The organism is Nocardioides maradonensis, from assembly GCF_054777115.1.
The window spans coordinates 25264-51605 of the sequence record NZ_BAAHAZ010000019.1; the positions used below are offsets into that span (position 1 = coordinate 25264).

The window sequence follows — 26342 nt, forward strand, 5'->3', positions numbered from 1 at the left end:
GGCGATTCTGGCAGGCCGCGGGTCAGTCGGCGAGGTACCAGTCCGGCAGCTCGGCGGGCGCCAGGTCGGTCGGGTCGCCGGGCCGGGTCAGCGTGAGAACGGCCCGCTCGATCTCGGGGCGCGACTCCAGCGCGTCGGCGACCGCGTTGAGACGAGCGGCGACGTCGGACTCCGGTGCGTCGCCGGTCAGGTCGACCGCCGCCACCAGGTAGATCCGGTCGGCGCCGAGCCACTCCATCCGCAGGAAGCTGATGCGCTCCACGTCGGGGTGGGCGCGCAGCGCCTCGAGCACCCGGTTGCGGGCCAGCGGCGTGACCGTCTCCCCGGTGAGGAAGTCGATGTTGCGCGCGATGAGGAAGAGCGCCACGACGCCCAGCAGCACGCCCACGCTGATCGAGCCGATCGCGTCCCACGCGGGCTCGCCGGTGACCTGGTGCAGCCCGATGCAGACGGCCGCGATCGCGATGCCGACCAGCGCGGACAGGTCCTCGAGGAACACCGCCCGCAGCATCGGGTTGGACGTGATCTGCACGTAGCGCAGCGGGTGCAGCTGCCGCTTGCCCGCGCCCGCGCGGGTCTGCCGGAGCGCCTGGAGGAAGGAGATCCCCTCGAGCACCGCGGAGACCGCGAGGACGACGTACGCCGCGACGTACGACGTGTCCTGCTCCGGCTCGCGCAGCGACTGGACGCCGTGCCAGATCGAGACCGCCGAGCCCACGGTGAACAGGCCGAACGCGGCGAACATCGACCACACGTAGCCCACCCGCCCGTAGCCGAGCGGGTGCTTCCCGTCCGGCGGCTGGGCGGCCTTGCGCTCGCCGATCAGCAGGAAGACCTCGTTGCCGGTGTCGGCCCAGGAGTGCGCGGCCTCCGCCGTCATCGACGGCGAGCCGGTGATGGTCGCGGCGACGGTCTTGGCGACCGCGACGAGGGCGTTCGCGCCGAGCGCGAGCAGCACCGTGAACAGGCTCTCGCCGCCCTTGCGCTCCGGGTCAGCCATGGAGCGCGAGCACCCCGTGCGCCACGAGCTCGACCCCGATCGCGAGGATCAGGAAGCCCATCACCCGGCTCAGCGCGCCGACGCCGCTGGGACCGAGCTTCTCGATGAGGGGAGTGGCGAAGCGCAGGGCGAGGCCGATCACGACCGCGATGCCGGCCGCGGCCACGACGAGCGCCAGCCGGCTCTCGACACCCGGGTTCCGAGCGGACAGGGCGGTCACGACGCCGATGGCGCCGGGGCCGGCGACCAGCGGCAGCGCCATGGGGGAGAAGGCCACCGAGGTCTTCGCGACCGCGTGGTCGGCCTCCGGCGTGGTGATCGGGGCGCGCTGGTTGAGCATGCCGAAGCCGGAGTGCCCGACGACCAGGCCTCCGGCGATCTGCAGGGCAGGCAGGCTGATCCCGAACGCGTCGAGCACCAGGCTCCCGAGGAGCGCGAAGACACCGAGGATCGCGAACACGTACAGCGCCACGAGGGGCGCCTGGCGCCGGACCTGCGCCGGGTCGTCCCCGCTGGTCAGCCCGGCGAACGCGGCGACGGCGCCGATCGGGTTGGTGATCGGCAGGAGCGCGACGAGCGCGGCGCCGGCGAGGGCCGGAGCGCTCACCCGCCGAGCCCGTCGAGGAAGTCGGCCGTCGGGACGAAGAACAGGTTGCCCGTCACGGCGGTCGAGAAGTCGAGGATCCGGTCGGTCGTGCCGGCGGGCTCCCCGATGAACATCCGGCGCAGCATCTCCTCGGTGACGCCCGGGTCGGCGGCGTACCCGATGAAGAAGGTGCCGAACTCGCCGGCACCCACCGCCCCGAACGGCATGTTCGCGCGCAGGATCTGGCGCTGGACGCCGTCCGCCTCGATCACGGTGAGTCGGGTGTGCGCGTCGGCGGCTTTCACGTCGTCGGCGAGCTCGACGTCGTTGAGCTTCGTGCGCCCGATGGCGGCCTCCTGCTGCTCGACGGTGAGCGCGTTCCACGCGGCCATGTCGTGCAGGTACTTCTGGGTGATCACGTAGCTGCCCCCGGCGTACGTCGGGTCCTCGTCCCCGATGAGCACGGCCGCTGCTGCCGCCGCTCCCTCGGGGTTCTCGGTGCCGTCGACGAAGCCGAGCAGGTCGCGCTCGTCCCACGACTTGAAGCCGTGCACCTCGTCGACCACGTGGGCGACGCCGGCGAGGCGGTCCACGACGAGCTGGGCCAGCTCGAAGCACATGTCGAGGCGGCTCGCGCGCAGGTGCAGCAGCAGGTCACCGGGCGTGGACGGGGCCCGGTGGCGCGGGCCGGACAGCGCCGTGAAGGGGTGCAGGTGCTGCGGCCGCGACCCGGGCAGCATCCGGTCCCACAGGTCCGAGCCGATGCCCACGACGCAGCTGAGCGCGGCGTCCGGGACCCGGAAGCCCACGGACCGCCGCAGCCCGCTCAGGTCCCCGAGCAGCTCGCGCACCGTGTCCTCGCCACCCGTGTCGACGGTGAGGGTCAGGAAGATCGCTGACGCGGAGAGAGGGACCAGGACCGGCTGCGGCTGCGGATCGGGCACGACCTCAGCCTAGAGGCTCGACGACGTGCCCTGGCGCTGCGCGCCGTCGTCGACCGCGCGGGTGAGGGCTGAGCCCTCACCCGCGCGTGCGGTGGACGATCAGTCCCAGACCGTCGCCTGGCTGGCGGCGACGTAGACCTCGGCGCCGACGGGGAGGCCCGCCTGCGCGGTGTCCAGCACGACGTGCAGGCCGTACGTCGTGACCTGGTGGATGTAGCCCGGACGGACGTCGGTCATCTGCTGGTTGATCGTGACGGTGCCGAGGTTGGCCACGTGGATCGTGGTGTTCGGCGCGGTGTTGATCGGGATGGTCCGGCCCGCGATGGTCAGCCCGACGAGGGTCATCGATCCCTTCGCCGTCGAGGTCGACCCGACGCTGGCCGTCGAGGTCGTCCCGATCGCCTGGGCGCTGATCAGGCCGTTGAACAGGTTCAGGCCGGCCACCGTGGAGGACATCGTGGACTGCGAGAGGGCCTCGGTCCGGATACCGGTCGCGGTGCTCGTGACGGCGCCGGCGTTCAGCACGCCCGGGAGGTTGGCGGTCGCCACCGTCGCGGTCCGCGGGGAGCCGCTGGTGCCGCCCTGGGGCATGAAGATGACTGCCGTCGGGTCGGACTTCACCTGGACCTGGTTGCCGACGTTCGCGGCCACGTAGGTGCCGAAGGCCACGCCACCGAGCGGGCTGCCCGGCATGTCCACGTTGTCCGGCTGGAGGAAGTCGACGATCGGGTTGAGCAGCACCGAGGCGCCGGCCGACGTGCCGCTGGCGTTCTCCAGGAGCGTGATCTTCATGCCCGCGCCGAGGATCGCCGCGGAGTCCGCGGTGGTCGAGATCGCCTGGGCGTTGAAGCCGATCGTCACGACGCCCGGGATGGTGAGGCCGCTGTTCGGGGCGAAGGTCGTCGGGTACGACGTACCGGCGATGTTCAGGCCGAGCAGCTGGGTCGTCATCGACGCGGTCGGCGGGTTGGTCCCGTCGGCGACGACGGTCGCGGTGGTGTCGACCGCCTTGATCTTGATCAGTCCGTTGAGCAGCGAGACGTCCGCCGTGCGCGCGTGCGAGACGAGGGTGACGCCGCCGACCGAGCTGACCGTCGAGGTCGCGTCGGTGGTCGCGGCGCCGGCGACGAGCAACGTGCCCGCCTGTGCGCCGACGGCCGAGTTGCTGGCGGTCTGGCTGGTCGCGCCGACGATGGTGGAGCTGGCGGTGGCGGTGGACTGGACGGTGAGGCCGACGGCGTTCACCTGGGTGGCGCCGGCGCTGGCGAGGAAGCCGTACTTCGCCGTCACGGCGTCAGCCGTGGAGGTGATCGACAGGATCGCGGTGGTCAGCGTGGTCGCTGCGAGCGCAGCGACGATACGGGCTCGGTTCATGGGCACCTCGGTTGGGAGCGGTGGAGGCGCGGGTGATGCGGTCCCCCATGGAGCGTGTCGTCAGGGGTCGCCCGATCAACTGCTGACCGCCTCAGTCTGCGCCCGGCTGCCGGGGCCGGCAACCGGAACGGCGAAAGACACCCGCGACGGGACGCCCGCGGGCGGTGCGGAGTTGTACGGGAGCACAACGCGACGCGTAAAGATGTGCGGCGGACCCAAGCGTGGGCGGGGTGCAGCGACGTTGAATCTTCCTCAACGCCGAACCACCTGCCGAAGGGAACATCCGATGCTCAGCTCGCTCGCCCCGCTCTGGATCTTCATGCTGCTCCCCGTCTGGATCCCGCTCCTCGGGGTCGTCTTCGGCGTGGTCGCCGACCGGGTCGCGTCGCTCCGCGGGAAGGTCGCCGAGCCGAGCATCCACGAGAAGATCCACCTGCGTCGCCAGCGCGAGGCCGGCCTCGTCGCTCAGGCGGGCTGAACGGCCCGCAGCCCGAGCAGCTTGTCGGTGCGGTCGTGGATCTCCTGGGCCAGCTCCGGGTCGTCGGCCAGGTTGGTCCCGATGCTCGGCACGATCTCGCGCAGCCGGGGCTGCCACGCCTCCCACCGGTCGGCGAAGCAGCGCTCCATCAGCTCGAGCATGATGGGGGCCGCGGTCGAGGCGCCCGGTGACGCGCCGAGCAGCCCGGCGATCGAGCCGTCGGCGTGCGTGATGACCTCGGTGCCGAACTGGAGCACCCCGTCCGGACGGATCACCTGGACCCGCTGGCCGGCGATGATCTTGGTCCAGTCCTTCGGGTCGGCGTTGCCGTAGAAGTCGGTGAGGTCGGCGAACTTCGTCGATGCCCGCGCGACCAGCTGGCTGATCAGGTAGATCGTCAGCGGGATGTTCGCCAGGCCGGCCCGGATCATCGGGACCAGGTTGTGCAGCCGCAGCGACCGGAACAGGTCGAGCAGCGAGCCGTGCTTGAGGAAGCGCGGGCTGAAGCCGGCGTACGGACCGAACATCAGGCTGGCCTTGCCGTCCACGATCCGGGTGTCCAGGTGCGGCACGGACATCGGCGGGGCGCCGACGGCGGCCTTGCCGTAGACCTTGGCGTGGTGGCGCGCGACGATCGCGGGGTTGTCGGTGCGGAGGAACTCGCCGCTGACGGGGAAGCCGCCGAAGCCCTTGATCTCGGGGATCCGCGACTTCTGCAGCAGGGTCAGCGCCCTGCCGCCCGCGCCCACGAACACGAAGCGCGCCCGGTGGTGGAACTTCTTGCCGTCCTGCTTGCCCATGACGTGCCAGACGCCGTCCATGGTCCGGTGGACCAGCGTGACGTCGGCGCCGTACTCGACCTGCGCACCGCGGGCGGCGACCGAGTCGATCATCAACGACGTCAGGGCGCCGAAGTCGACGTCCGTGCCGAAGGTGGAGTACGTCGCCGCGATCGGCTCGTCGATGTCGCGGTCCTCGACCAGCAGGGGAGCCCAGCGGCCGATCTGCGCGCGGTCGGTGGAGAACTCCATGCCGGCGAAGAGCGGGTGCGCGGACAGCAGGCGGTGTCGCTCGCGGAGGTACTCGACGTTCTCCGCACCCCACACGAAGCTCATGTGCGGCGTGGCGTGGATGAACGCGTCGGGCTGGGGGATCCGGCCCGACTCGATGAGGAAGGCCCACAGCTGGCGCGAGATCTGGAACTGCTCGTTGACCACGACGGCCTTGGAGATGTCGACGCTGCCGTCGGCGGCCTGCGGGGTGTAGTTGAGCTCGCACAGCGCGGAGTGGCCCGTGCCGGCGTTGTTCCACGGGCCGGAGCTCTCCCGGGCGGGACGGTCGAGCCGCTCGAGGAGGCGGATGCTCCACGTGGGCTCCAGCTCGGACAGCAGGGTCGCGAGCGTCGCGCTCATGACTCCGCCGCCGATCAGCAGGACGTCCTGGATGCCGTCAGTGCTCGGGCTGTTGTCAGCCGCGACAGCCGTCATGGTTTCCACCTGACCTTTTATGCCGTATGAGAAATCATTCACAAGCATCGGGGGTGCCCTTTTGCCCTGTGATTTTGATCAACATCACACCGTGTCGTCCAGTCCGTGCGGTAGGGCGGTTGAGACAATACCCCTAGGGGGTATATCGTCGAGGTCATGAGCATCCCGGGAGAGACCACGTCGTACACCGTCACCGGCATGACCTGCGGCCACTGCGTGGCCTCGGTGACCGAAGAGGTCGCCGAGATCGACGGCGTCCGCGACGTCACCGTCGACCTCGCCAGCGGCACGCTGACCTTCGCCGCCGACCGGCCCGTCCCGCGCGAGACCGTCGAGGCGGCCGTGCGCGAGGCGGGCTACCAGCTGGCATGAGCGGTACGTCGACCGACGAGGTCGAGCTGCTCCTGACGGGCATGACCTGCGCGTCGTGCGCGAACCGGATCGAGCGCAGGCTGAACAAGCTCGACGGGGTCACCGCGACGGTCAACTACGCCACGGAGAAAGCGCGGGTGCAGGTGGTTGGTGACATCTCGACCGCCGACCTGGTCGCCGCCGTGGAGGCCGCGGGGTACGGCGCCGCACCCGCCCGCGACGAGGATGCGCCCGAGGACGACGCCGAGGTCTCCGCGCTGCGACGACGGCTCGTCGTCTCCGCGGCGGTGGCCGTGCCGGTCGTGCTGATCGCGATGGTCCCCGCGCTGCACCTCTCCGGCTGGCAGTGGGTCTCGCTGGCCCTGGCCACCCCGGTCGTGCTGTGGGGTGCATGGCCGTTCCACCGCGCGACCTGGAGCAACCTGCGGCACGGCACGGCGACGATGGACACGCTCGTCACGCTCGGCACCGGAGCGGCGTACCTCTGGTCGGTCGGAGCGCTGCTCCTCGACGGCGGGGCCGAGGACATCTACCTCGAGGCGGCCTCGGGGATCATCACGTTCATCCTGCTCGGCCGCTACCTCGAGCAGCGGGCCCGGCGCAGTGCCGGTGCGGCGCTCCGCGCGCTGCTGGACCTGGGCGCCCGCGACGTCGCGGTGCTGCGCGACGGGGTCGAGGTGCGGGTCCCGGTGGCCGACCTGGCCGTGGGCGACCGGTTCGTCGTCCGCCCGGGGGAGAAGGTCGCGACCGACGGCGTCGTCGAGGAGGGCAGCTCGGCTGTCGACGCGTCCCTTCTCACCGGTGAGTCGGTCCCGGTGGAGGTCGGTGTCGGCAGCGAGGTCGTCGGCGCGACCGTCAACGCGAGTGGCCGGATCGTCGTCCGTGCCACCAGGGTCGGCGCCGACACCCAGCTCGCGCAGATCGCTCGCCTCGTCGAGGACGCCCAGACCGGGAAGGCGGCCGTGCAGCGGTTGGCCGACCGGGTCTCCGGCGTGTTCGTCCCGCTCGTCATCCTGGTCGCGCTCGTGACCCTCGGCGTCTGGCTGGCGACCGGTGGCGGCGCGGCCGCGGCGGTGTCGGCGGCGGTGGCGGTGCTCATCGTCGCGTGCCCGTGCGCGCTCGGCCTGGCCACGCCGACCGCCCTGATGGTCGGCACCGGGCGGGGCGCCCAGCTGGGCATCCTGATCAAGGGACCCGAGGTCCTCGAGCAGACGCGGCGGGTCGACACCGTCGTGCTGGACAAGACCGGGACGGTCACCACCGGCGCCATGACGCTGGTCGAGACGCACGTGGCCGAGGGCGAGGACGAGGCGCAGGTGCTGCGTCTCGCGGGTGCGCTCGAGAACGCCTCCGAGCACCCGATCGCCCGCGCGATCGCGGACGGCGCCCGCACCGCCGGCGCGCTCGGCACCGTTGAGGACTTCGCCAACGTCGAGGGGCTCGGCGTGCAGGGCGTCGTGGACGGGCACGCGGTGCTCGTCGGTCGCCCGCGGCTGCTCGCGGAGTGGTCCCAGCAGCTGCCCACCACCCTCCAGCAGCGGTACGACGAGGCGGCCGACCGTGGCCTCACCGCGGTCGCCGTCGGCTGGGACGGTCGGGCCCGCGCGGTGCTGGTCGTGGCCGACGCCGTCAAGCCCGGGTCGGCCGAGGCCGTGGCCGAGCTGCGCGACCTGGGCCTGCGCCCGATCCTGCTCACCGGCGACAACGCCCGCGTGGCGCGGACGGTGGCCGCCCAGGTGGGCATCGCCGAGACCGACGTGCACGCCGAGGTCCTGCCCGCCGACAAGGTCGACGTCGTCAAGCGGCTGCAGGCGGAGGGCCGGGTCGTCGCGATGGTGGGCGACGGCGTCAACGACGCCGCCGCCCTCGCACAGGCCGACCTTGGCCTGGCGATGGGCACCGGCACCGACGTCGCGATGGAGGCCGGCGACCTGACCCTGGTCCGCGGCGACCTGCGGGTCGCGGGCGACGCGATCCGGCTGTCCCGACGTACCTTGGCGGTGATCCGGTCCAACCTGTTCTGGGCGTTCGGCTACAACGTCGCCGCGATCCCGCTGGCGGCCCTCGGCCTGCTCGACCCGATGGTCGCGGGGGCGGCGATGGCGTTCTCGTCGGTCTCGGTCGTGGCGAACAGCCTTCGGCTGCGCCGGTTCCGCTGACATCCGGGCTGACAGACTGGCCCGGTGACCCCGGACCTGAGCGCTGTGCGCCACCGCACCGAGCACGTCAACGGCATCGACCTGCACGTCGCGGAGGTGGGTGAGGGACCGCTGGTGCTGCTCGTGCACGGCTTCCCCGAGTCCTGGTACTCCTGGCGCTACCAGCTCCCGGCACTCGCGGCCGCCGGCTACCGCGCCGCCGCCCTCGACGTCCGGGGGTACGGCGCCTCCTCGGCCCCGACCGCGGTCGAGGACTACCGGATGCTGCGGCACGTCGCCGACAACCTCGCGCTCGTCGAGGCGCTCGGCGAGAGCACGGCGGTCATCGTCGGCCACGACTGGGGCGCGCCCATCGCGTGGACGTCCGCCCACCTGCGGCCCGACGTGTTCACCGCGGTCGCGGGGCTGTCGGTGCCGTTCGCGCCGTCAGGTCCGACCCGGCCCACCGACGCGTTCGCGGAGATGGGCGGCGGCGACGAGTTCTACATCTCCTACTTCCAGCAGCCCGGCCGCGCGGAGGCCGAGATCGAGGACGATGTCCGCGAGTGGCTGCGCGGCATGTACTTCTCCGCCTCGGGGGAGGGCGTTCGCGCCACGCTGGAGGCCGGCGCTCCGCCGATGGTCGCGGTGCCCGCGGGTGGGCGGATGCGCGACCGCTTCGTGTGGCCCGAGCAGGCGCCGGCCTGGATGAGCGAGGCGGATCTGGACGTGTACGTCGCCGAGTTCGCCCGCCACGGCTTCGCCGGCCCCCTGAACCGCTACCGCAACGTGGACCGCGACTGGGAGGACCTCGCGGTGCTCCGGCACCGGCCGATCGAGGTGCCGGCCCTCTTCGTGGGCGGCGAGCTGGACGGGCCGACGATGTGGGGCGGTGCGGCGATCGGGCGCTTCCCCAAGACGCTGCCGCGGCTGCACCGCTCCGAGATCCTGCCCGGCTGCGGGCACTGGGTGCAGCAGGAGCGCGCCGACGAGGTCAACGCGCTGCTGCTGGAGTTCCTGGCCGAGGTGGCGCCGGCCGGCACCTGACCCGGGCGATGCGCGGATCGGCCGGGGTTTGGGGACCCGACGTACGGTGGAGAAGTACCGGTTCGCCGAGCCTCCACGAGGACCCTCGGCAAGGGCCGGTCGGAAGGTGGGCGTCATGACGACGTCGTACGAAACCGCTGCCCGTCCCGCGCTCCGCCTGACGCTCTCGGCCTTCCCTCCGGGTTCGGGGATGCTCGACGGCGCCTGGTGGCCGAGGACCCGTGAGATCGACACCGAGGTGGCCCACCTCGTCGATCTGTTCCCGCCGTCGGTCGGCCGGATCGGCCGTGTCCTGTTCTCCCGGCCCGACTGGTCGACGCACCCGCACCACATCCGTGCGGCCCGAGGATTCGTGAAGACCGGATCGTTCCCCAGCGACGACACCCACGTGGTGCTGCTCAAGCTGTCCAGCGGCACCCAGCTCAAGGTGCTCGTCGTTCCGCCGGACAGCACCGCCCAAGACGCGGACCGGTTGATGGCCTCGGCCGTGGCGGAGGGCAACCGGAGCAGCGGGCCCGAGCTGCTCGTCGCGGTGGCCGGCCGGGAGCCGGAAGCCTCCGGCGCGCGGTGGAACGACGACGGAGGCGTGTCGTGACCGGGGTGGTGGCCGTGGCGATCGCGGTCCTCCTCGTCGCGATCGTGCTCCTCGCCTCGGCGCTGAAGGTGGTCAAGCAGTACGAGCGCGGTGTCGTGTTCCGCTTCGGCCGGCTGCACCGCACGCGCGAACCCGGGCTACGCGCGATCATCCCGTTCGTCGACGTCCTGCACCGGGTCTCGCTCCGCATCGTCACGATGCCCATCGAGTCCCAGGGCATCATCACCCGCGACAACGTGAGCGTGGACGTGTCGGCGGTCGCCTACTTCCGCGTCGTCGACCCCGTGCGGTCGGTGGTGGCGGTGGAGAGCGTGCGAGCGGCGATCGACCAGATCGCGCAGACCACCCTGCGGAAGGTGGTCGGCCAGCACACCCTCGACGAGACCCTGTCCGAGACCGACCGGATCAACCTGGCGATCCGGGAGATCCTCGACGTCACCACCGTCGAGTGGGGTGTCGAGGTCACGCTGGTCGAGCTCAAGGACATCCAGCTTCCCGACAGCATGAAGCGGGCGATGGCCCGTCAGGCCGAGGCCGAGCGGGAGAAGCGTGCGAAGATCATCAACGCCGAGGGCGAGTCCCTCGCCGCTGCTGCGCTGGGAGACGCGTCCGACACGATGATGGCCCACCCGCTTGCCCTGCAGCTGCGCAACTTGCAGAGCCTCGTCGAGATCGGCGTGGACAAGAACACGACGGTGGTGTTCCCCGCGCCGTTGATGAGCACGATCGGTGAGCTCGGCGCCTTCCTCGCCCGGGAGACCGCCGCGGCCGGTTCAGGCACGGCTCCGGACCCGGTCACCAACGGGCACCCGGTCCGGAGCTGAGGTCGGGCCGGTCAGTCGGTCCAGTCCGGGTAGTCGGTGTACCCGGCCTCGCCGCCGCCGTAGAAGGTCGCCAGGTCGGGCTCGTTGAGCGGCAGGCCCTCGGCGAGCCGACGCGGCAGGTCGGGGTTCGCGATGAACAGGCGGCCGAAGGCGGCCGCGTCGATGAGGTCGGCCGCGAGCAGGCGCTCGGCCTTCTCCACGGTGTAGGAGCCCGCCGCGACGATCGGGCCGGGGTGCGCCGCCCGCAGCTCCTTGCGGTAGTCGTCGGTGAGCTCGGGGCCGCCGGCCCAGTCCGGCTCGGACAGGTGCAGGAAGGCCACGCCGCGCTGGCCGATCTCGGCCGCCAGGTAGCGGCCCATCTCGGCGCCCTCGGGGTCCTCCAGGCCGTTGAACGACCCGATCGGGGAGATCCGGATGCCGACGTGGTCGGCGTCCCAGGCCTCGATGACCGCGTCCAGGACCTCGAGCGTCAGCCGAGCGCGGTTGGCCAGCGAGCCGCCGTACTCGTCGGTGCGGGTGTTGCTGCCCGCGCCCTGGAACTGGTGCAGCAGGTAGCCGTGGGCCGCGTGGATCTCGGCGAAGTCGAAGCCGGCCTCCCGGGCGTTGCGGGCCGCGCGCCGGTAGTCCTCCACCACCGCGGCGATCTCGTCGAGCTCGAGCGCCCGCGGCGTGGGGCAGCTGACGCGCGTCGGCGTACCGTCCTCGCCGCGGACCGTGGTGCGGTTGCGATAGGGCAGGGCCGACGCGCTGACCGGCAGGTCGCCGTCGTGGAAGGACTCGTGCGAGACCCGGCCGACGTGCCAGAGCTGCGCGGCCATCAGCCCGCCCGCCTCGTGGACGGCGTCGGTGATCGTGCGCCAGCCCGCCACCTGCTCGGCCGAGTAGATGTCGGGAGTGTCCATGTAGCCCTTGCCCTGCGGCGAGATCTGGGTCCCTTCCGACACGATCAGACCGGCGCTCGCGCGCTGCCGGTAGTAGTCGGCCATCAGCGCGTTGGGTACGTCGCCGGGCTGGCTCGCGCGCATCCGGGTCAGCGGCGCCATCAGGATCCGGTTGGGCAGGGTCGTCGTACCGAGCGTCACGGGCTCGAAGAGGGTGTGCACGGTGGTGTGCAACCACGGGTGCCGGCCCCCTGTTCCCGGAGGCCGGGGAGTCCTACCGTCAGCAGCATGACCGAGTCGTTCGAGGTGCTCGAGGGGTTCCAGGGGAGCTCCTTCGTGAAGGGCAACCAGGTCGAGGACGTGGACGCCGACACGGCGGCCCAGGTGTTCATCCTCGACATGCAGGAGGCGATGCCGGGCGTCGTCCGGATCCGGGAGTGGGCGCGCGGCCTCCTCGCGCCGCAGCCGGGCGAGACCGTGGTCGACGTGGGCAGCGGCACGGGCGCGGAGGTACGCCGGATGGCCGAGCTGGTGGGCGCGGACGGCCGGGCGATCGGGGTCGATCCGCACGCTGGGCTCCGCGCGACCGCGACCGAGCGCTCGACGGGCACCCGGGCGACCTTCGTCGACGGTGACGCCACCGACCTCCCGTTCACCGACGCCAGCGTGGACGTCCTCACCTGCGAGCGGGTCTTCCAGCACCTGCCCGACCCCGACGCGGCGGTGCGCGAGTTCGCGCGGGTCCTGCGGCCCGGCGGCCGGCTGGCGGTGATCGACAGCGACTGGGGGACGCAGGTGCTGACGCCCGGCGATCCCGACGTGGTGCGTCGGATGCACGAGCACCGGCTGTCGACCGTCCCCAACCCGTACGCCGGTCGCCGGCTGGTCGGCCAGCTCACGCGGGCGGGGTTCCAGGTGGACCCCGACGTGGCGGCCACGGCCGTGGTGGCGCCCGGCGGCGCGATGCTCGTCCTGGTCCGGAAGACCGCCGAGCCGGCGGTGGCGGCGGGTGCGATCACCGCTGCCGAGGGCGACCAGCTGATCTCCGACCTGACGGCGGCGGTGGCGACCGGCGAGGTGTTCACGGCCGTGACGATGTTCGGGGTCGTCGGCCGCCGCTGAGCGCTGGCGGTCCCTCGTACGCTGGCCGACATGACGGATGCCCGGGAGTCCTTCGACGATCTGGTGGCCGCGGCCGACCCGGCGATGGTCGTGGTCACGACCGCGGCCGACGGCGAGCCGGCCGGCTGCCTGGTGGGGTTCCACGGGCAGGCGAGCATGGACCCGCAGCGGTACGCCGTCTGGCTCTCCAAGGCCAACCACACCTATCGCGTCGCGCTCCGCTCCACGCACCACGCGGTGCACTTCCTCGGCGTCGACGACCTGGCGCTGGCCGAGCTCTTCGGCACCCGCTCGGGCGAGGACCAGGACAAGCTCGCCGACGTGGCGTTCGAGACCGGCCCGCACGGCGTACCTCTCGTCACGGCGCTGCCGCGGCGGATCGTGCTCGAGCGGATCGCCCTGCTCGACGACGGCGGCGACCACGTCTGCCTGACCGGCCGGCCGGTCCAGGCCGAGGGCGACGGCGACTTCGAGCCGCTGCGCGCGTCCCGGGTCGCGGACCTCGAGCCGGGACGCCCGCCGCAGGCACGCGTGATCGACCCGCACGGCTGAGGTCCTCGCTCAGAGGAAGGCGTGGCCCTCGCCGCGGTACGTCGGGACGGTCGCGACCAGCCGGCCGCGGTGGACCAGGTGCAGCTCCTCCACCCGCTCGCACAGCTCGCCGGCCTTGGCGTGCCGGAACCAGACCCGGTCACCGACCCGGAGGTCCTTCGCGCCCCGGCCGGTCAGCGGCGTCTGTGCCTCGCCGGCGCCCTCGAGGCCGGTCAGCCTGAGCTGGGGCGGGTGGACCGGCGTGGGCAGGCGGTCGGCTCCGGGGACGCCGCTGGCGACCCAGCCGCCGCCGAGCACGGTGGCCATGCGGGGGGACGGGCGGCGTACGACGCTCGTGACGAACCACGCCGCCGGGAGCGGCGAGAAGCGGCGGTAGCCGTCGAACAGCGTCGGGCAGTACAGCCCCGAACCGGCCGCGACCTCGGTCACCGCGTCCTCGGCCACCGTCGTCTCGATGCTGCCGGTGCCGCCGCCGTTGACGAACTCCAGCGCCGTGACGCGGCGGACCGCGGCCACGGCCTCGCCACGGCGTACCGCGAGCTCGTCGACCGACGCCCGCTGCACGGCGCGGACCTGGACCCTGTGCAGCAGCGAGCCGGCGTCGTCGCCCATCCCGGCGACCTGGCCCTCGTAGGCCATCAGGCCGACGAGGCGGAAGCGTGGCCGGGCGGCGATCGCCCGGGCCAGCGCCTCGGCGGCGGCCGGGCTGTGCACGGGGGAGCGGCGCGTGCCGAGGTGCACCCGCCCGGACGCGAGCCGCAGCGACGCGTCGAGGTCGAGGCAGACCCGGATCGGCGGCCCGTCGGGGACGGTCGCCTCGACCAGGTCGAGCTGGTCGGTGGAGTCGACCATCAGCGTCACGCGGGCGGCGAGCCGTTCGTCGGAGGCCAGCCGGCGCAACGCCGTACGGTCGGCGGTGGGGTAGCCGACGACCACGTCGTCGCACGTCTCGGCGAGCACCAGCGCCTCGGGGAGGGTCAGCGCGAGGACGCCCGCGAAGCCGTCGAGCGCGAGCACCGCGTCGGTGATCGCCCGGCAGCGCACCGACTTGGTCGCGAGCCGGACCGGCTTGCCGCCGGCGCGGGCGACGAGCGAGCGGGTGTTGGTGGCGAGCGCGCCGAGGTCGACGACGGCGTACGGCGGCTCGAGGTGGGCCGTGGCCGCCTCGAGCTGGGCGAAGGAGTCGCCGGCGGTCGGGTCGGCGAGGTCGATCATCCGAAGATCCGTCGTACGTGCGCGTTGGCGAAGACACCGTCCGGGTCGAGCCGGTCGCGCACGGCCTGGAAGGCTCCGAACTCCGGGTAGCGCTCGGCCAGCTGGGCGGCGTCCAGCGTGTGCCGCTTGCCCCAGTGCGGCCGCGCGCCGAAGTCGGCGGCGACCTCCTCGACCGCCGCGAAGAACTCCTGCCACGGCATGCCCTGGAACATGTGGGCCGCGACGTACGCCGTGTCCCGGTCGTACGACGGGCTCAGCATCGACTCCGTGTCCGCGGCCGTGAACCGCACCTCGAGCGGGAAGTTCACGGCGAGGCAGCGCCGGTCGACCACGTCGAGGATGGCGGTCACCGCGTCCGCGCAGGCCGCGCGCGGGAACGCCCACTCGGTCTCGGTGAAGCGCACCAGGCGCGGGCTGGAGAAGACCTGGTGGCTGTGCCCGACGCGGGTCGAGCTCGACGCGAGTCCGGTGACCATCCGGTTGAGCTGCGGGATCCGGGTCGGGAAGCGGCGGCCCGCCTTGCAGACCAGGCCGAGGACGTGGTTCTCGACGAGCACCTCGTCGACGTACGCCGTGGCACGGCTGCGGCCGTGCGCCGGCTCGTCGGTGCGGTCCAGCGCCTTGGTGAGGGCGGTCCTGGAGTGCGGGAAGACGAAGAACTCGACGTGGTCGCTGCTGTCGGCGTACCCGTCGACGTCGCGCAGGATCTCGGCCAGGGGCAGGCGGCCGCGGCGCTCGCGCAGGCGGAACGCGGGCACGGTCCGCAGCGTGTACGCCGTCACGACGCCCAGCGCGCCGACGCTGACCCGGGCCGCGCGCAGGTCGTCGCCGGTCACCTCGACGACGGAGCCGTCGGCGGTGACGAGCTCCAGCGACGCGACGAAGGTGGCGAGGTTGCCGAAGCGCGCGCCGGTGCCGTGGGTGGCGGTCGAGATGGCGCCGGCCGTGCTCTGCACGTTGATGTCGCCGAGGTTGGCGAGCGCAAGGCCGTGCTGGTCGAGCAGCCGGTTGACGTCGTACAGGCGGGTCCCAGCGGCGACGCGGACCAGGCCGGTGGCGGAGTCGACGTGGTGCAGGCCGGTGAGCCGGTCCAGCGAGATCAGCGTGCCGTCCGTGGCGACGTTGTCGCCGAAGGCGTGCCCGGCGCCGACCACCCGGACGACCTCGCCACGCTCGGCGGCGGCCTTCACCGTCGTGGCGACCTCGTCGACCGTGCTCGGCTCGGCCCGGTGCGCCGGCGTACAGGCCTGGTCGCCGGCCCAGTTGCTCCAATTCGCTCGCATGCCGACAACCCTGCGGCCGCGGACCGGTCCGGGTGAAGCACCGGAACGGTCGCGGATCCACACCATCCCGGTTGTCAATCGACGCACCCTTGGTGTTTCACAACCGCCGCGGTGAGGGTCACGCTTCTCGACATGGACGCCTCCGCACCCCGGTCCCGCTGGACCGTGCTCGTCGCCTTCGCGCTGGTCGGTGCGGTCACGCAGCTGCTGTGGCTGAGCTACGCCCCGGTGACCACCTCGGCCGCCGACCACTACGGGGTCTCGGAGGGCGCGATCGGGTGGCTCGCGAACGTCTTCCCGCTCTGGTACGTCGTCCTGGCCATCCCCGTGGGGATCGCCCTGGACCGCTGGATGCGACCGACGTTGCTGGTCGGCGCGGTGCTCGCCGCCGTCGGCGCCTGCGTCCGGCTGCTCGCCGACGACTACGCGGCGGCGTTCGCCGGCCAGACCCTGGTGGCCGTCGCCCAGCCGCTCGTGGTGACCGCGACCTCGGCGCTGCCGGCCCGCTACCTGCGCAGCGAGCACCGGCCGACCGGTATCGCCGCCGCCTCGGCGAGCACGTTCGCCGGGATGATCGTGGCCTTCCTGCTCGGCACCTCGGTCAGCCTGCACGCCGCGCTGCGGGTCGACGCGGTCGTCGCCGTCGTCGCGGCGCTCGTGCTGGTGGTTGCCCTGCGCGCCCGTCCCGACTTCGCCCCGGAGACGCCGGCCACCGGCCTCGCCGACTTCCGCGGTGCCTGGCGCAACCCCGTGGTGCGCCGGATGTGCCTGCTCGTTCCGATCCCGTTCGGCACCTTCACCGCGCTCACCACCTGGGCGCAGCCGCTGCTCGAGCCGGCCGGTGTCTCCAGCGACCAGGCCGGCCTGCTCCTCGTGGGGAACATCGCGGCCGGCGTCGTCGGCTGCGCCGTGCTGCCGGTGTGGGCGGCGAAGCGGGGTGCCCAGCGGCCGGTGCTGCTGCTCGGCATCGCGGCCACGGTCGCCGGCTGCGCCGCCCTCGCGATCGTGCCCGGGCTGGTCGTGGCCGGCGTCGTCCTGGTGGTCGTCGGCGTCCTGTTGCTGCCCGCGCTGCCGATCGTCCTCGAGGTCAGCGAGCGCGCCTCCGGGCCGGCCGCCGGTGCGGCCGCGGGCCTGGTCTGGATGGCGGGCCAGGTCGGCGCCCTGGTGGTCACCGGCGTGGCGGGAGCGCTGGTCGGCGTACCGGCCGGGGCGTTCGCGCTGCTCGCCGTGGTGACCCTGGTGGCCGTTCCCGCTGTCCCGCGCGGGCGGGCTGCACTAGCCTCCGTGCATCGACCTGCACACGCGTAAGCTCCGCTACTTCCTCGCCGTCGCCGACGAGCTGCACTTCAGCCGGGCGGCGGCGCGGGTGTTCCTCACCCAGCAGGCGCTGAGCCGGCAGATCAAGGAGCTCGAGGACGAGCTCGGCGTGCAGCTCTTCGTGCGCACCACGCGCAGCGTGACGCTGACACCGGCGGGCGAGGCGCTCGCGGCCGAGGCCCGCGCCATCCTGGAGCGGCTCGACGACGCGATCGCCGCGGCCCGGCGCACCAACCGGGCGGTGAGCGGCCGGATCCGGCTCGGGTTCATCGCCGGGGCGGCGCTCGAGCTGACCGGGCCGATCATGGCGGCGTTCCGCGAGGCCTTCCCGGAGGTCGAGGTCGAGATGCGCGAGTTCCCGTCCAACGACCCGTCCGCGGGCCTCGCGTCGGGCGTCACGGACGTCGCGTTCATCCGGCTCCCGCAGGCCACCAAGGACATCGAGACCGAGCTGCTCTTCGTCGACCCGGTGGTCGCGATGGTCGCGGAGACCCACCCCCTCGCCGCCCGTACGTCGGTGTCCGTGCGCGACCTCGTGCGCGAGCCGATGACGTTGTCCGACACGACCGACGAGGTCTATCGCGCCTTCTGGGGCCTGTACGACGTGCGCGAGGTGCCCGGTCGCTTCGTGCCCGTCAACTCGGTGACCGAGGAGACCTCGCTGGTCTCCGCGGGTGCCGCCGTCGCGATGACGAGCGCGGCCGTGCTGACCTACTCGCGGGTGCCGGGCGTGCGCTTCCTGCCGGTCCTGGACTGGCCGGGCTCGCGGTGCGCCCTCGCGTGGCACGTGGGGGAGCGCTCGCAGGTGATCGCCGGCTTCGTGGACACCGTGTGCGCGGTGCGGGACGGCGCGCCCGAGATCGTGCGCCGGATCGAGACGCGTTCGCCGGAGAACGCCTGAGTCACGGTGTGACTCCCGGCGTCACGCCTCCTGGTCGAGAATCAATTCCACCCGAGGAGGACGCCATGCCCAGTGCCAACAAGATGACCACCCCGGTGGCCGTCGACCTGCCCGTCATCCAGGGTCGGTACGCCGACCTGGACGGCTACACCGTCGGGTTCGAGTCCTACCCCGAGGACGTCGACCCCGCTCCCTTCTTCGCCGGCCTGCCCGACGACCGCTGCCAGTGCCCCCACTGGGGGATCGTGCAGAGCGGCCAGATCACCTTCCGGTGGGCCGACCGCGAGGAGACCTACGGCGCCGGTGACGCCTACTACGCCGCACCCGGCCACCTGCCGCTGATCGCGGCGGGCACCAGCGTCGTCGAGTTCAGCCCGACCGAGGCGCTCGGCGCGACCATGGCCGTCATCGACGCGAACCTGGCGGCAGCGTCATGACCGCCGTGCTGACCGAGCTGCCGGTCCAGGTGCAGCGCAGCGTCGAGCGCTTCGTCGCCTTCCTCGAGACCGGAGCGACCGACGGGCTGTTCGCCCCGGACGTCTTCGCCGACGTCTCGCTGCCGCACTGGCGGCTCCAGGTCCGGGGTGCGGAGGCCCTGATCAGCTCGAAGAACCAGATGCACCCGCCCGCCGGGCGCACCCGCATCGAGAAGGTGCTCGCGGCTGACAACGGCTACGCGCTGAAGTTCGAGGAGCGCTGGTCCGACGGGGGTCAGGCCTGGTACTGCCGGGAGGCGGCCATCGTCGACCTCGACGAGCAGGGCCGGATCGCGGAGTTCCACTACTACTGCACGGGGGACTGGGACGAGGCCCTGGTGGCCCAGCACGCCGAAGCGGTGACGCTGCTCCGCCCGTGATGCCACGATGACGGACATGGACACCGGCGAGGTCGACGTACGCACCCGTGCGGCGCTCGACCTCGCCGCGACCTATGTCTTCGGCACCGAGCCGGGCCGGACGCCGGCGGTCCTGTTCGCGGCGTACGACGCCGCTGCGGCCGACCGGGACCGCGCCCTGCTGGGCGCGGCCCTCGCCCGGCTGTGGGCGTACGCCGGGGAGCGGCAGCGCGCCGTCCCGTTCGCCGTGGCGGCGGTGAAGCACGCCGAGGCCACCGGCGATCCCGCTCTCGTCGCCGGCGCCCTGGACGCGGCCCTCGCCACGCACTGGGGACCCGACGAGCTCGAGCTGCGGGTCGAGCTCGCCCGCAAGCTGGCCGACGTGACCGCACACCTCGATGACACCGACGCCCGGCTCCAGGCGCACCTGTGGCTGCTCACCGTGGCCGTGGAGACGCTCGACCTGGGCCAGCTGAACCGGCAGATGCGGGCGCTCGAGCTGCTCGGCGAGGAGTCCCGGAAGGCGCTCTTCTTCGCCGCGTCCCGGCGAGCGATGCTCGACCTGATGCGCGGACGGATGGACACGATCGGCGGCCTGGTCGCCCTGGCCGACGGCGTCAAGGACGAGCTCGCCGACGGGCCGATGGTGGTGCTGGCCCTCACCGGGTACGCCGCGGCCCACGCCGGCGACGCCGGCGAGCAGGCCCTCGCCGGCGCCCGGGCCGGTGAGGAGCTGGCCGAGCGGGAGGGGATCCGCGAGATCAGTGCGGAGGTCGCCTGGATCTACCTGGGGATGGGGCTGCTGGACGACGCCCGACGGCTCGCGGCGACCTTCGACGAGCGGGTCATCGCGAACCTGCCGCGTGACCACAACTACCTGCTGGTGCTCCAGCTGCTCCTCGACGTAGCGCTGCACACCGGCCTCGACGAGCTCGTCGAGGTGATCACCCCGCTGCTGATGCCGTACGCCGGCCGGGCCGTCGTCAACTCCGGCGCGATGATGTTCCACGGCGTCACCGACGACACCCTGGCCCGGGCGTGCGAGCGGCTCGGCGACCACGAGCGGGCGGCGGCGTTGCGGGAGAAGGCGCTGGCGACGTACCGGCGGATCGGGGCGGCGTGGTGGCGCGAGCGCCTCGAGTCGGTCCCGTTCGACGGGCCCGCGCCCGCCGCGGGTCGCGTCGCGGGCATGACGCTGCGGCCGGGTCCGGCCGGCGTGTGGCTGGTCGGCCGCGACGGCACCGAGACCGCGATCCCGAGCCGGCGCGGTCTCGAGCACCTGCACGCGCTGCTGTCCCGTCCCGGGCTCGAGATCGAGGCGCTCGAGCTCGTCGGTGGGGCCGGCACCGTGCAGGAGTCCGGGCTCGGCGAGGTGGCCGACGCCGAGGCCCTGGCGGCGTACCGCCGGCGGCTGGGAGAGATCGACGCCGAGCTCGACGACGCGGACCTCCTGGGCGACGCCGAGCGGGGCGAGCAGCTGGCCAAGGAGCGCGTCGCGCTGCTCGCCGAGGTCTCCGCCGCGACCGGTCTCGGCGGCCGCCCCCGGGTCACCGGCAGCAGTGCCGAGCGGGCGCGGGTGACCGCCCGCAAGGCGATTGCGACGGCGCTCGACGCGATCCATGCCGCGGACCCGGTGGTGGCGCGGCACCTGTCGACGTACGTCCGGACCGGGCTGCGCTGCTGCTACGAGCCGGACGCGGAACACCCGGTGGAGTGGCGCCTCTGACGCTCAGCGCGCGAAGACACGGCGTCCACCCACGAAGGTCTGCTCCACGGTCGTCGCGCAGATCTCGTCGGTCGGGTGGGCGAACGGGTCCCGGTCCAGCACGACGAGGTCGGCGAGGTTGCCGACGGCGATGGTGCCGGTGGCGTCGAGGTGGTTCACGTACGCCGTCCCGGAGGTGTACGCCGCCAGCGCGGTGCCGAGGTCGATCCGCTCCTCGGGGTAGAACGCGGGCGCGTGCTCGCCGGGCTCGATCCGGTTGACGGCGACGTGGATGCCCTCGAGCGGGTTGGGGCTGCTGACCGGCCAGTCCGAGCCGGCCGCGAGCGTCGCGCCCGCGTCGCGCAGGCTGGCGAACGGGTACTGCCACGCCGACCGCTCCGGGCCGAGGAACGGGATCGTCAGCTCGTCCATCTGCGGCTCGTGCGCCGCCCACAGCGGCTGCATGTTGGCGGTCGCGCCGAGGGCGCGGAAGCGACCGACGTCGTCGGGGTGGACGACCTGCAGGTGGGCCAGGTGCGGACGGGTGTCGCGCCAGCCGTTGGCCGCGCGCGCGGCCTCGACGGCGTCCAGCGCCTCGCGGACCGCGCGGTCGCCGAGGGCGTGGAAGTGCACCTGGAAGCCCAGCCGGTCCAGCTCGGTGACGTGCTTGCGCAGCGCCTCCGGGTCGACGAACGAGATGCCGGCGTGGTCGCCGCCGGAGCGGCAGTCGCAGCCCCGCAGGTACGGCGTCAGCATCGCGGCCGTGTGGTTCTCGGCCACCCCGTCCTGCATGATCTTGACGGTCGAGGCGCGCAGGCCGGCCGCCTCGAGGGCCGCCCGCTGGTGCAGCAGGGACTCGATCTGCTCGGCGCCCTGGTCGCGCTGCCACCACAGCGCCGCGACGACGCGTGCGGTCAGCCGGCCGTCGGCGATCGCCCGGGCGTAGGCGGGACCGGCGTTCGGCATCAGCGGGTTGTCGCCGACGATCGCGTCCTGCCAGGCGGTGATCCCGAGCGAGTGCAGCAGGTCCTGCGCGCGGAGCAGGCCGGCGACGAGCTCGTCGAGGGTGGGGCGCGGGGCGTGGTTGCCGACCAGGGCCATCGCGCCCTCCTGCAGCATCCCGGTGGGCACGCCGTCGGCGTCGACCTCGAAGCGGCCGTCCGCGGGTTGCGGCGTACGGGCGTCGAGGCCGGCGATCTCGAGGGCACGGCTGTTGGCCATGGCGCCGTGGTGGTCGCGGTTCACCAGGTAGACCGGGCGGTCCGGGACGAGCGCGTCGAGGAACGCGCGGTCCGGCCAGCCGTCGAAGGTCTCCATGGACCAGCCGCCTCCGGTGATCCAGGGGACGTCGGGGTGCGCGTCGGCGTACTGCCGGATCCGGGCGCGGACCTCGTCGATGTCGACCAGGCCGGTGAGGTCGCACTGGCCGAGCTCGAGGCCACCGCCGACGGGGTGGACGTGCGCGTCCTGGAAGCCCGGGACGAGCAGCTTGCCGCCGAGGTCGACGACCTCGGTCGCCGGGCCGACGAGGTCGCGCACGTCGTCGTCGCCGACCGCGACGATGCGGTCGCCGGTGACGGCCACCGCGGTGGCGCGGCCGCGGGCGACGGTGCCGAGGTGGACGGGGCCACCGGTGAGGACGAGGTCGGCGTACGTGGTGGTCATGGAGCCGATTCCAGGGGGCGCGGAACTTTGCGTCAATGGTGTTGACGTAAAGGCTGGTCAGCCGGTGGACTGCTCCCATGAGCGCAGCGACGTCCGGCGGCCGGATCCCCGCGGTACGGCGTCGCCGCCGCCCCACCCAGTCGGGCGAGGTGCTGTCCGAGGAGCTGATCGTGCGCACCGCCATGCGGCTCATCGACCAGCCCGAGGGGGCGGGGTTCAGCGTGCGATCGCTGGGCATCGCGCTCGGCGCCGACCCGACGGCGATCTACCGCTACTTCCGCGGCACCGAGGACCTGATGGCCGCGATCACCGACCGGCTGATCGGCGACGCACTCGTGGACTTCGTGCCCGACGACGACTGGCGGGTCGCTCTTCGGGAGTTCGGGGTGCGGTTCCACAGCTACGCCCAGCGGCACCCGAAGCTCGCCGTGATGGGGGCGTCGCGGCTGTCGTTGCGGCCCAACGAGTTCCACGCGGTGGACACCGGCGTCGGGCTGCTGCGCGCCGCGGGCTTCGGGCCGCGCGACGCGGTCCGCCTCTACCACGCGTTCATCGACCTGGTGCTGGGGTACGGCGCCCTCGACGCCGCCGGCCTCACGGCCAACCCCGCGGAGCGGCGGGAGGCGTGGACCGCGGCGTACACCTCGCTGCCGCGTGCGGAGTATCCGAACGTCGCGGCCACCCGCCGGCACATCCACACCATGTCGGGGTCCGCCTTCGAGACCGCGTTGGACGTGTTCCTCGACGGGATCGCCGCGCGGGTTCCGGCGCGCGGTTGAATGGGCGCCGTGAGCAGGAGTCAGGTCCCGGGCTGGGCGGAGTCGGTCGCCGAGGCGGTGATCGTGGTGGCCAGCATCGTGTACGTCATCGGCGGGCAGACGTGGTCGCTGATCGCCTGGGAAGCGCTGGCGGTCGCCTACCTCGCCGTCGGGCTCATCGTCGCCTGGCCGGCGACCCACGACGACAGCGAGGACACCCGCGCCATGCGGGAGCTGCGCCGCTGGGCGTGGGTCCTGCCCGTCGTGTCGAGCGTCGCCGGCGCGTACTCCGCGGTCCTGGCGCTGGTCGCGCGCTCGCGCATGCAGCAGGGCCTGGAGAGCGGTGTCCTCGCGGTCGCCGCCTGCCTCGGCGTCGTGCTGTCGTGGTCGCTGCTGAGCGTCGGCTTCGCCCAGATCTACCTGGCCGTGGACGCGTCCGAGCCCGAGTCGAGCCGGATCGACTTCCCGGGGGAGTCCCACCGGTCGATGCTGGCCTACCTGTACTTCTCGTTCACCGTCAGCGCCTCGTTCGCCACCAGCGACTCCGACATCCGCAGCATCCGCATCCGCCGCCTCGTGATGCTGCACAGCATCCTCTGCTTCTTCTACAACGCCCTGGTGCTCGCCGTGTCGTTCCAGGTGCTGCAGCAGGTCATCACGGCCTGAGTCCGATCGCCCCGACCCCTGGTGTTTGTCGGCTGAGGGGAGTTCGATGGACCTAGCCGCGCTCCGTACCGGAACGCGGGTTCCGGTGCTCCTCGTCGCTCCAGTCCCCCTTTACGACGAGGAGCGCCGATCGGGTCCCTTCGGGAGCGGTCACTCGCAGCCGTAGCCGTCCCCATCGGCGTCGAGGTCGTACGGGTCGGATCCCGTCACGGTCTCGGTCTGGTAGACGTACTCCGGCCCGTTGCCGGAACCTCCGGCGCAGTCGTAGTCGCTCGCCGGCGGCAGGCACGGCGAGTAGCCCGGTGTGCAGCTGGTCTGGACGACGGCGGGCGCGTGGACGTGCGCCACGACGATGGTGACCCGCGCGCCGGGCCGGACCGATGTGCCTCCCGCGGGCCTCTGCTCGAGGACCGAGCGCTCGGTACCGGACGAGACGGTGCGGGTGAGCACGACCACGGTGAACCCGGCCCGCTCGAGCTGGCGTCGAGCCACGGCACTCCCTGTGCCCACAAGGGTCGGTACGCGAGGGAGGGGCGAGGCGACGACCAGGTCCACGGTGGTGCCCGGATCGAGTGAGGCACCTGCCGCGGGCCGCTGGGACAGCACCGTTCCGGCCGGGCGTGCTGACGGCTGGCGCACGACGTCGCCGACGACGAGGCCGGCCTGCCGCAGCGCCTGGCGGGCGTCGGCCTGCGACACGCCTCGGACGCGAGGCGTGGCGACCCGCTCGACGGTCGGGCTGGCCGTCGGGGGCGGGGTGTCGGATGTCGTCGGGGCGGACGACGGGACCTCGTGTGCGACCGTCGCCGAGTCCGGCCCGGAGCTGTTGCCGGCCACGACGAGAAGCAGGACCAACGCTGCCGTCCCGGTGCCGGCCAGCCACCACCGCCACCGGGACGGACGGTGGCGTCCGGGGCCCGACCCTGGTCGGAAAGGCTGCCACTGGGGCGTTGCGCGGTCGTACTCGGTCCACTCGTCACCGTTCCAGTAGCGCTGGCCGCGGTGGTCGCGTGGGTCCGGATACCACCCTGGGGGAGGTGGTGGGGGGTCCATCGCTGCAGCGTAAGGATGACCCGTGGGTGCGCGTGGGGGAATGGTGAATCTGGTCGGGATCAGTCCCAGTAGAGCTCGCCGATGGTGGTGCCGTCGTCGGCGGTGATGGGTTCGACGTCTCGGGTGCCGCGTGGGGTGACGACTCGGCAGAGGCCGTGGGGTGTGGTCCAGCGGTAGGCGCCGAGGCCGATCTGCTCGACCTGCCAACCGGGTTGGTGGGTCTTGATCCGATGGTGCAGGCGGGTCAACGGAGCGTGGTTGCGGTCGCTTGTCTGACCGGGTGGGCCGCCGGGGTCGAACGGTATGACGTGGTCGTGGTCCAGACGCGTCGTCGATGAGGCGGAGTGGGGGAAGCTGTCGCCACCGGTGCGCAGGATGCCGCGGGTGCGCATCCGGGTGGGGTGTTCGTAGGCGTGGCTCGTCTGGATCGAGTTGAGGTCCAGCACCGGCTGCAGGCGCACGTTGCGGTGACCCAGCAGGTCGGTGACCTGCTGCAGGAGCAGCGGCCCGAGGTCTTCGCACCGTGCGACACCTGCGTCGGCGAGCGTGGCGCGGGTCAGGTGGACGTAGATCGTGGCGTCACGCCGCGGCTTCTCCGGGAGCGTGGGTGCGTCGGGGCCGTGGAGGAGGCGGAGGACGGCGGCGGGGTCGGCCATCAACGCCAACGCTTGGGCGCGGAGCTGGTCGCGGGTGGGCTGATCCTCGCCAGCCGGCTGGTGGGTGGCGAGCTTGTCGGCGAGGTCGTCGAGGAAGGTGTCGACCTCGATGAGGTCGGTGAGGGGGAGCTGGGCGGCGAGCCTGCCGGTGGCGGGCTCGCCGGCGCCGGCTTCCCCTCCGAGGCGGTCGCCCGTGCGGGGTCGGGACCGCCAGACCCCCACCCGCTGTTCGTCGGCGACGATCCGGGCGCGGTGGGCCTCGAGGTCGGCCTCGATCACCTTCGCTTCAGCGACCTGGAGCAGCTTCCCGGCCGGCAGTTGCCAGGCCGCAGCGACCGCGGTGTCGACCAGCGCCGCGCCCTCGAGTGCCAGGGGTCGGGTCATGGCGGCGATCTTGCGGGCGACCCAGACCGGGGTCTTCAACGCCTGGACCTGCTCGAAGAGGAGCGGGAGTCGGTGGCGCAGGTCGAGGGCGTCGGCGGCGAGGTTGCGGGTGGCGATCACGCCGGCACGGCGGGCGATGGCGAGCTCGGCCCAGCCACAGCTCGCTGACCCGGGGAGCGCCGGCGCCGCCGACCTGGACGAGCCGGTCCCCACCAGGCATCGGGGAAGACTGGTCGGTGTGCAGGTCGGCCCAGGCGAGGACGGCGAGGAGCTCGGCGACGTCGGCGTGGTGGCGGGCGTCCACGGCACCGCTGATGGCGGTGAGGATGTGGTGGTGGTCGCCCGAGATCATGGGTCTATTTTAGTCGTACAGGTGTGCGAGACAAGTGGATAAGCCTGTGAGTTAGGTGGATAACCCATCACATTTCGGAAGGCCCGTCCACAGGCTCGCAGGGGGCGGCCGCGGAGCGGCGGCGCGGGCGAAGCCCGTGCCGACTCCGCGCC

General features: G+C 72.8%; 26 protein-coding genes and 1 pseudogene. 15 read left to right on the forward strand and 12 right to left on the reverse strand.

Annotated features, from left to right (window positions below; translation table 11 throughout):
* Positions 1-22: 22 nt before the first annotated feature.
* From ACYVAQ_RS19370 to ACYVAQ_RS19385, 4 genes are all read right to left on the reverse strand, one after another.
* Positions 23-1000, reverse strand: coding sequence for a cation diffusion facilitator family transporter (locus tag ACYVAQ_RS19370; protein ID WP_460792122.1), 978 nt, complete (start codon positions 998-1000; stop codon positions 23-25).
* Positions 993-1607, reverse strand: a complete 615-nt coding sequence (locus ACYVAQ_RS19375; RefSeq protein WP_460792123.1) for a MarC family protein — start codon at positions 1605-1607, stop codon at positions 993-995. The genes ACYVAQ_RS19370 and ACYVAQ_RS19375 overlap by 8 nt, the downstream gene beginning before the upstream one ends.
* Positions 1604-2530 carry a Dyp-type peroxidase gene (locus ACYVAQ_RS19380; RefSeq protein ID WP_460792124.1) on the reverse strand — a complete coding sequence of 309 codons (927 nt, stop codon included), beginning with the start codon at positions 2528-2530 and terminating at the stop codon, positions 1604-1606. Before ACYVAQ_RS19380 ends, ACYVAQ_RS19375 begins: the two co-directional genes overlap by 4 nt.
* A 99-nt stretch (positions 2531-2629) precedes the next feature.
* Positions 2630-3904 carry a choice-of-anchor P family protein gene (locus ACYVAQ_RS19385; protein ID WP_460792125.1) on the reverse strand — a complete coding sequence of 425 codons (1275 nt, stop codon included), beginning with the start codon at positions 3902-3904 and terminating at the stop codon, positions 2630-2632.
* A gap of 286 nt (positions 3905-4190) precedes the next feature.
* On the opposite strand from ACYVAQ_RS19385, the gene ACYVAQ_RS19390 reads away from it, so the two are divergent.
* Positions 4191-4382: a hypothetical protein gene (locus tag ACYVAQ_RS19390; RefSeq protein ID WP_460792126.1), complete on the forward strand. Its 192-nt coding sequence runs from the start codon at positions 4191-4193 to the stop codon at positions 4380-4382.
* On the opposite strand, the gene mqo is transcribed toward ACYVAQ_RS19390, so the two are convergent.
* Positions 4370-5869, reverse strand: a complete 1500-nt coding sequence (gene mqo, locus ACYVAQ_RS19395) for a malate dehydrogenase (quinone) (RefSeq protein ID WP_460792127.1) — start codon at positions 5867-5869, stop codon at positions 4370-4372. The two genes, ACYVAQ_RS19390 and mqo, sit on opposite strands and share 13 nt — an antisense overlap.
* Positions 5870-6025: 156 nt before the next feature.
* Between mqo and ACYVAQ_RS19400 the strand changes: the two genes are divergently transcribed.
* The 5 genes from ACYVAQ_RS19400 to ACYVAQ_RS19420 all read left to right on the forward strand — a co-directional run bounded on the left by ACYVAQ_RS19400 (position 6026) and on the right by ACYVAQ_RS19420 (position 10845).
* On the forward strand, positions 6026-6241 hold the full coding sequence (locus ACYVAQ_RS19400) for a heavy-metal-associated domain-containing protein (protein WP_460792128.1): 216 nt from the start codon (positions 6026-6028) through the stop codon (positions 6239-6241).
* Positions 6238-8400, forward strand: coding sequence for a heavy metal translocating P-type ATPase (locus ACYVAQ_RS19405; protein ID WP_460792129.1), 2163 nt, complete (start codon positions 6238-6240; stop codon positions 8398-8400). The genes ACYVAQ_RS19400 and ACYVAQ_RS19405 overlap by 4 nt, the downstream gene beginning before the upstream one ends.
* A gap of 24 nt (positions 8401-8424) precedes the next feature.
* Entirely contained in the window at positions 8425-9426 is a 1002-nt protein-coding gene (locus tag ACYVAQ_RS19410; protein WP_460792131.1) for an alpha/beta fold hydrolase, read from the forward strand.
* A gap of 115 nt (positions 9427-9541) precedes the next feature.
* Positions 9542-10021: a DUF5994 family protein gene (locus tag ACYVAQ_RS19415; RefSeq protein ID WP_460792132.1), complete on the forward strand. Its 480-nt coding sequence runs from the start codon at positions 9542-9544 to the stop codon at positions 10019-10021.
* Complete coding sequence (locus ACYVAQ_RS19420; RefSeq protein ID WP_460792133.1) at positions 10018-10845, forward strand: slipin family protein; 828 nt, start codon at positions 10018-10020, stop codon at positions 10843-10845. The genes ACYVAQ_RS19415 and ACYVAQ_RS19420 overlap by 4 nt, the downstream gene beginning before the upstream one ends.
* Before the next feature lie 11 nt (positions 10846-10856).
* Here the strand turns inward: ACYVAQ_RS19420 and nemA are convergent, their stop codons facing one another.
* Positions 10857-11948: an N-ethylmaleimide reductase gene (gene nemA, locus ACYVAQ_RS19425; protein ID WP_460792134.1), complete on the reverse strand. Its 1092-nt coding sequence runs from the start codon at positions 11946-11948 to the stop codon at positions 10857-10859.
* A gap of 66 nt (positions 11949-12014) precedes the next feature.
* Between nemA and ACYVAQ_RS19430 the strand changes: the two genes are divergently transcribed.
* Positions 12015-12848 carry a methyltransferase domain-containing protein gene (locus tag ACYVAQ_RS19430; RefSeq protein ID WP_460792135.1) on the forward strand — a complete coding sequence of 278 codons (834 nt, stop codon included), beginning with the start codon at positions 12015-12017 and terminating at the stop codon, positions 12846-12848.
* Between the two features lie 30 nt (positions 12849-12878).
* A complete protein-coding gene (locus tag ACYVAQ_RS19435) occupies positions 12879-13400 on the forward strand; it encodes a flavin reductase family protein (protein ID WP_460792136.1) in 522 nt (173 codons plus the stop codon).
* A 9-nt stretch (positions 13401-13409) separates the two neighbouring features.
* Here ACYVAQ_RS19435 and ACYVAQ_RS19440 read toward each other — a convergent pair whose 3' ends face one another.
* Together ACYVAQ_RS19440 and ACYVAQ_RS19445 are read right to left on the reverse strand one after the other, a co-directional pair.
* The gene (locus tag ACYVAQ_RS19440) at positions 13410-14615 is read right to left on the reverse strand and encodes an alanine racemase (protein ID WP_460792137.1); all 1206 of its coding nucleotides are present in this window, start codon (positions 14613-14615) and stop codon (positions 13410-13412) included.
* On the reverse strand, positions 14612-15898 hold the full coding sequence (locus ACYVAQ_RS19445) for a D-arabinono-1,4-lactone oxidase (protein ID WP_460792139.1): 1287 nt from the start codon (positions 15896-15898) through the stop codon (positions 14612-14614). Before ACYVAQ_RS19445 ends, ACYVAQ_RS19440 begins: the two co-directional genes overlap by 4 nt.
* A 132-nt stretch (positions 15899-16030) precedes the next feature.
* Here ACYVAQ_RS19445 and ACYVAQ_RS19450 point away from each other — a divergent pair, with 132 nt between their 5' ends.
* The 5 genes from ACYVAQ_RS19450 (at position 16031) to ACYVAQ_RS19470 (ending at position 20677) form a co-directional block, all read left to right on the forward strand.
* Complete coding sequence (locus ACYVAQ_RS19450) at positions 16031-17206, forward strand: MFS transporter (RefSeq protein WP_460792140.1); 1176 nt, start codon at positions 16031-16033, stop codon at positions 17204-17206.
* 31 nt (positions 17207-17237) lie between these two features.
* Positions 17238-18116 carry a LysR family transcriptional regulator gene (locus tag ACYVAQ_RS19455; RefSeq protein ID WP_460792199.1) on the forward strand — a complete coding sequence of 293 codons (879 nt, stop codon included), beginning with the start codon at positions 17238-17240 and terminating at the stop codon, positions 18114-18116.
* A gap of 65 nt (positions 18117-18181) precedes the next feature.
* Positions 18182-18553, forward strand: coding sequence for a cupin domain-containing protein (locus tag ACYVAQ_RS19460; protein ID WP_460792141.1), 372 nt, complete (start codon positions 18182-18184; stop codon positions 18551-18553).
* A complete protein-coding gene (locus ACYVAQ_RS19465; protein ID WP_460792142.1) occupies positions 18550-18972 on the forward strand; it encodes a hypothetical protein in 423 nt (140 codons plus the stop codon). Before ACYVAQ_RS19460 ends, ACYVAQ_RS19465 begins: the two co-directional genes overlap by 4 nt.
* A gap of 16 nt (positions 18973-18988) precedes the next feature.
* Complete coding sequence (locus tag ACYVAQ_RS19470; RefSeq protein WP_460792143.1) at positions 18989-20677, forward strand: hypothetical protein; 1689 nt, start codon at positions 18989-18991, stop codon at positions 20675-20677.
* A gap of 3 nt (positions 20678-20680) precedes the next feature.
* Here ACYVAQ_RS19470 and ACYVAQ_RS19475 read toward each other — a convergent pair whose 3' ends face one another.
* Positions 20681-22321: an amidohydrolase gene (locus tag ACYVAQ_RS19475; protein WP_460792144.1), complete on the reverse strand. Its 1641-nt coding sequence runs from the start codon at positions 22319-22321 to the stop codon at positions 20681-20683.
* 77 nt (positions 22322-22398) lie between these two features.
* On the opposite strand from ACYVAQ_RS19475, the gene ACYVAQ_RS19480 reads away from it, so the two are divergent.
* Together ACYVAQ_RS19480 and ACYVAQ_RS19485 are read left to right on the forward strand one after the other, a co-directional pair.
* Positions 22399-23100 (forward strand): TetR/AcrR family transcriptional regulator C-terminal domain-containing protein, encoded by a 702-nt coding sequence (locus ACYVAQ_RS19480; protein WP_460792145.1) that lies wholly within the window; start codon positions 22399-22401, stop codon positions 23098-23100.
* A gap of 9 nt (positions 23101-23109) precedes the next feature.
* Positions 23110-23745, forward strand: coding sequence for a DUF1345 domain-containing protein (locus ACYVAQ_RS19485; protein WP_460792146.1), 636 nt, complete (start codon positions 23110-23112; stop codon positions 23743-23745).
* A gap of 150 nt (positions 23746-23895) precedes the next feature.
* On the opposite strand, the gene ACYVAQ_RS19490 is transcribed toward ACYVAQ_RS19485, so the two are convergent.
* The 3 genes and pseudogenes from ACYVAQ_RS19490 to ACYVAQ_RS19500 all read right to left on the reverse strand — a co-directional run bounded on the left by ACYVAQ_RS19490 (position 23896) and on the right by ACYVAQ_RS19500 (position 26051).
* Positions 23896-24600 (reverse strand): PASTA domain-containing protein, encoded by a 705-nt coding sequence (locus ACYVAQ_RS19490; protein WP_460792200.1) that lies wholly within the window; start codon positions 24598-24600, stop codon positions 23896-23898.
* A 99-nt stretch (positions 24601-24699) separates the two neighbouring features.
* A pseudogene (locus ACYVAQ_RS19495) lies at positions 24700-24798 on the reverse strand (DUF2510 domain-containing protein); the annotation flags it as partial.
* A gap of 59 nt (positions 24799-24857) precedes the next feature.
* A complete protein-coding gene (locus ACYVAQ_RS19500; RefSeq protein WP_460792147.1) occupies positions 24858-26051 on the reverse strand; it encodes an HNH endonuclease signature motif containing protein in 1194 nt (397 codons plus the stop codon).
* Positions 26052-26342 lie beyond the last annotated feature (291 nt).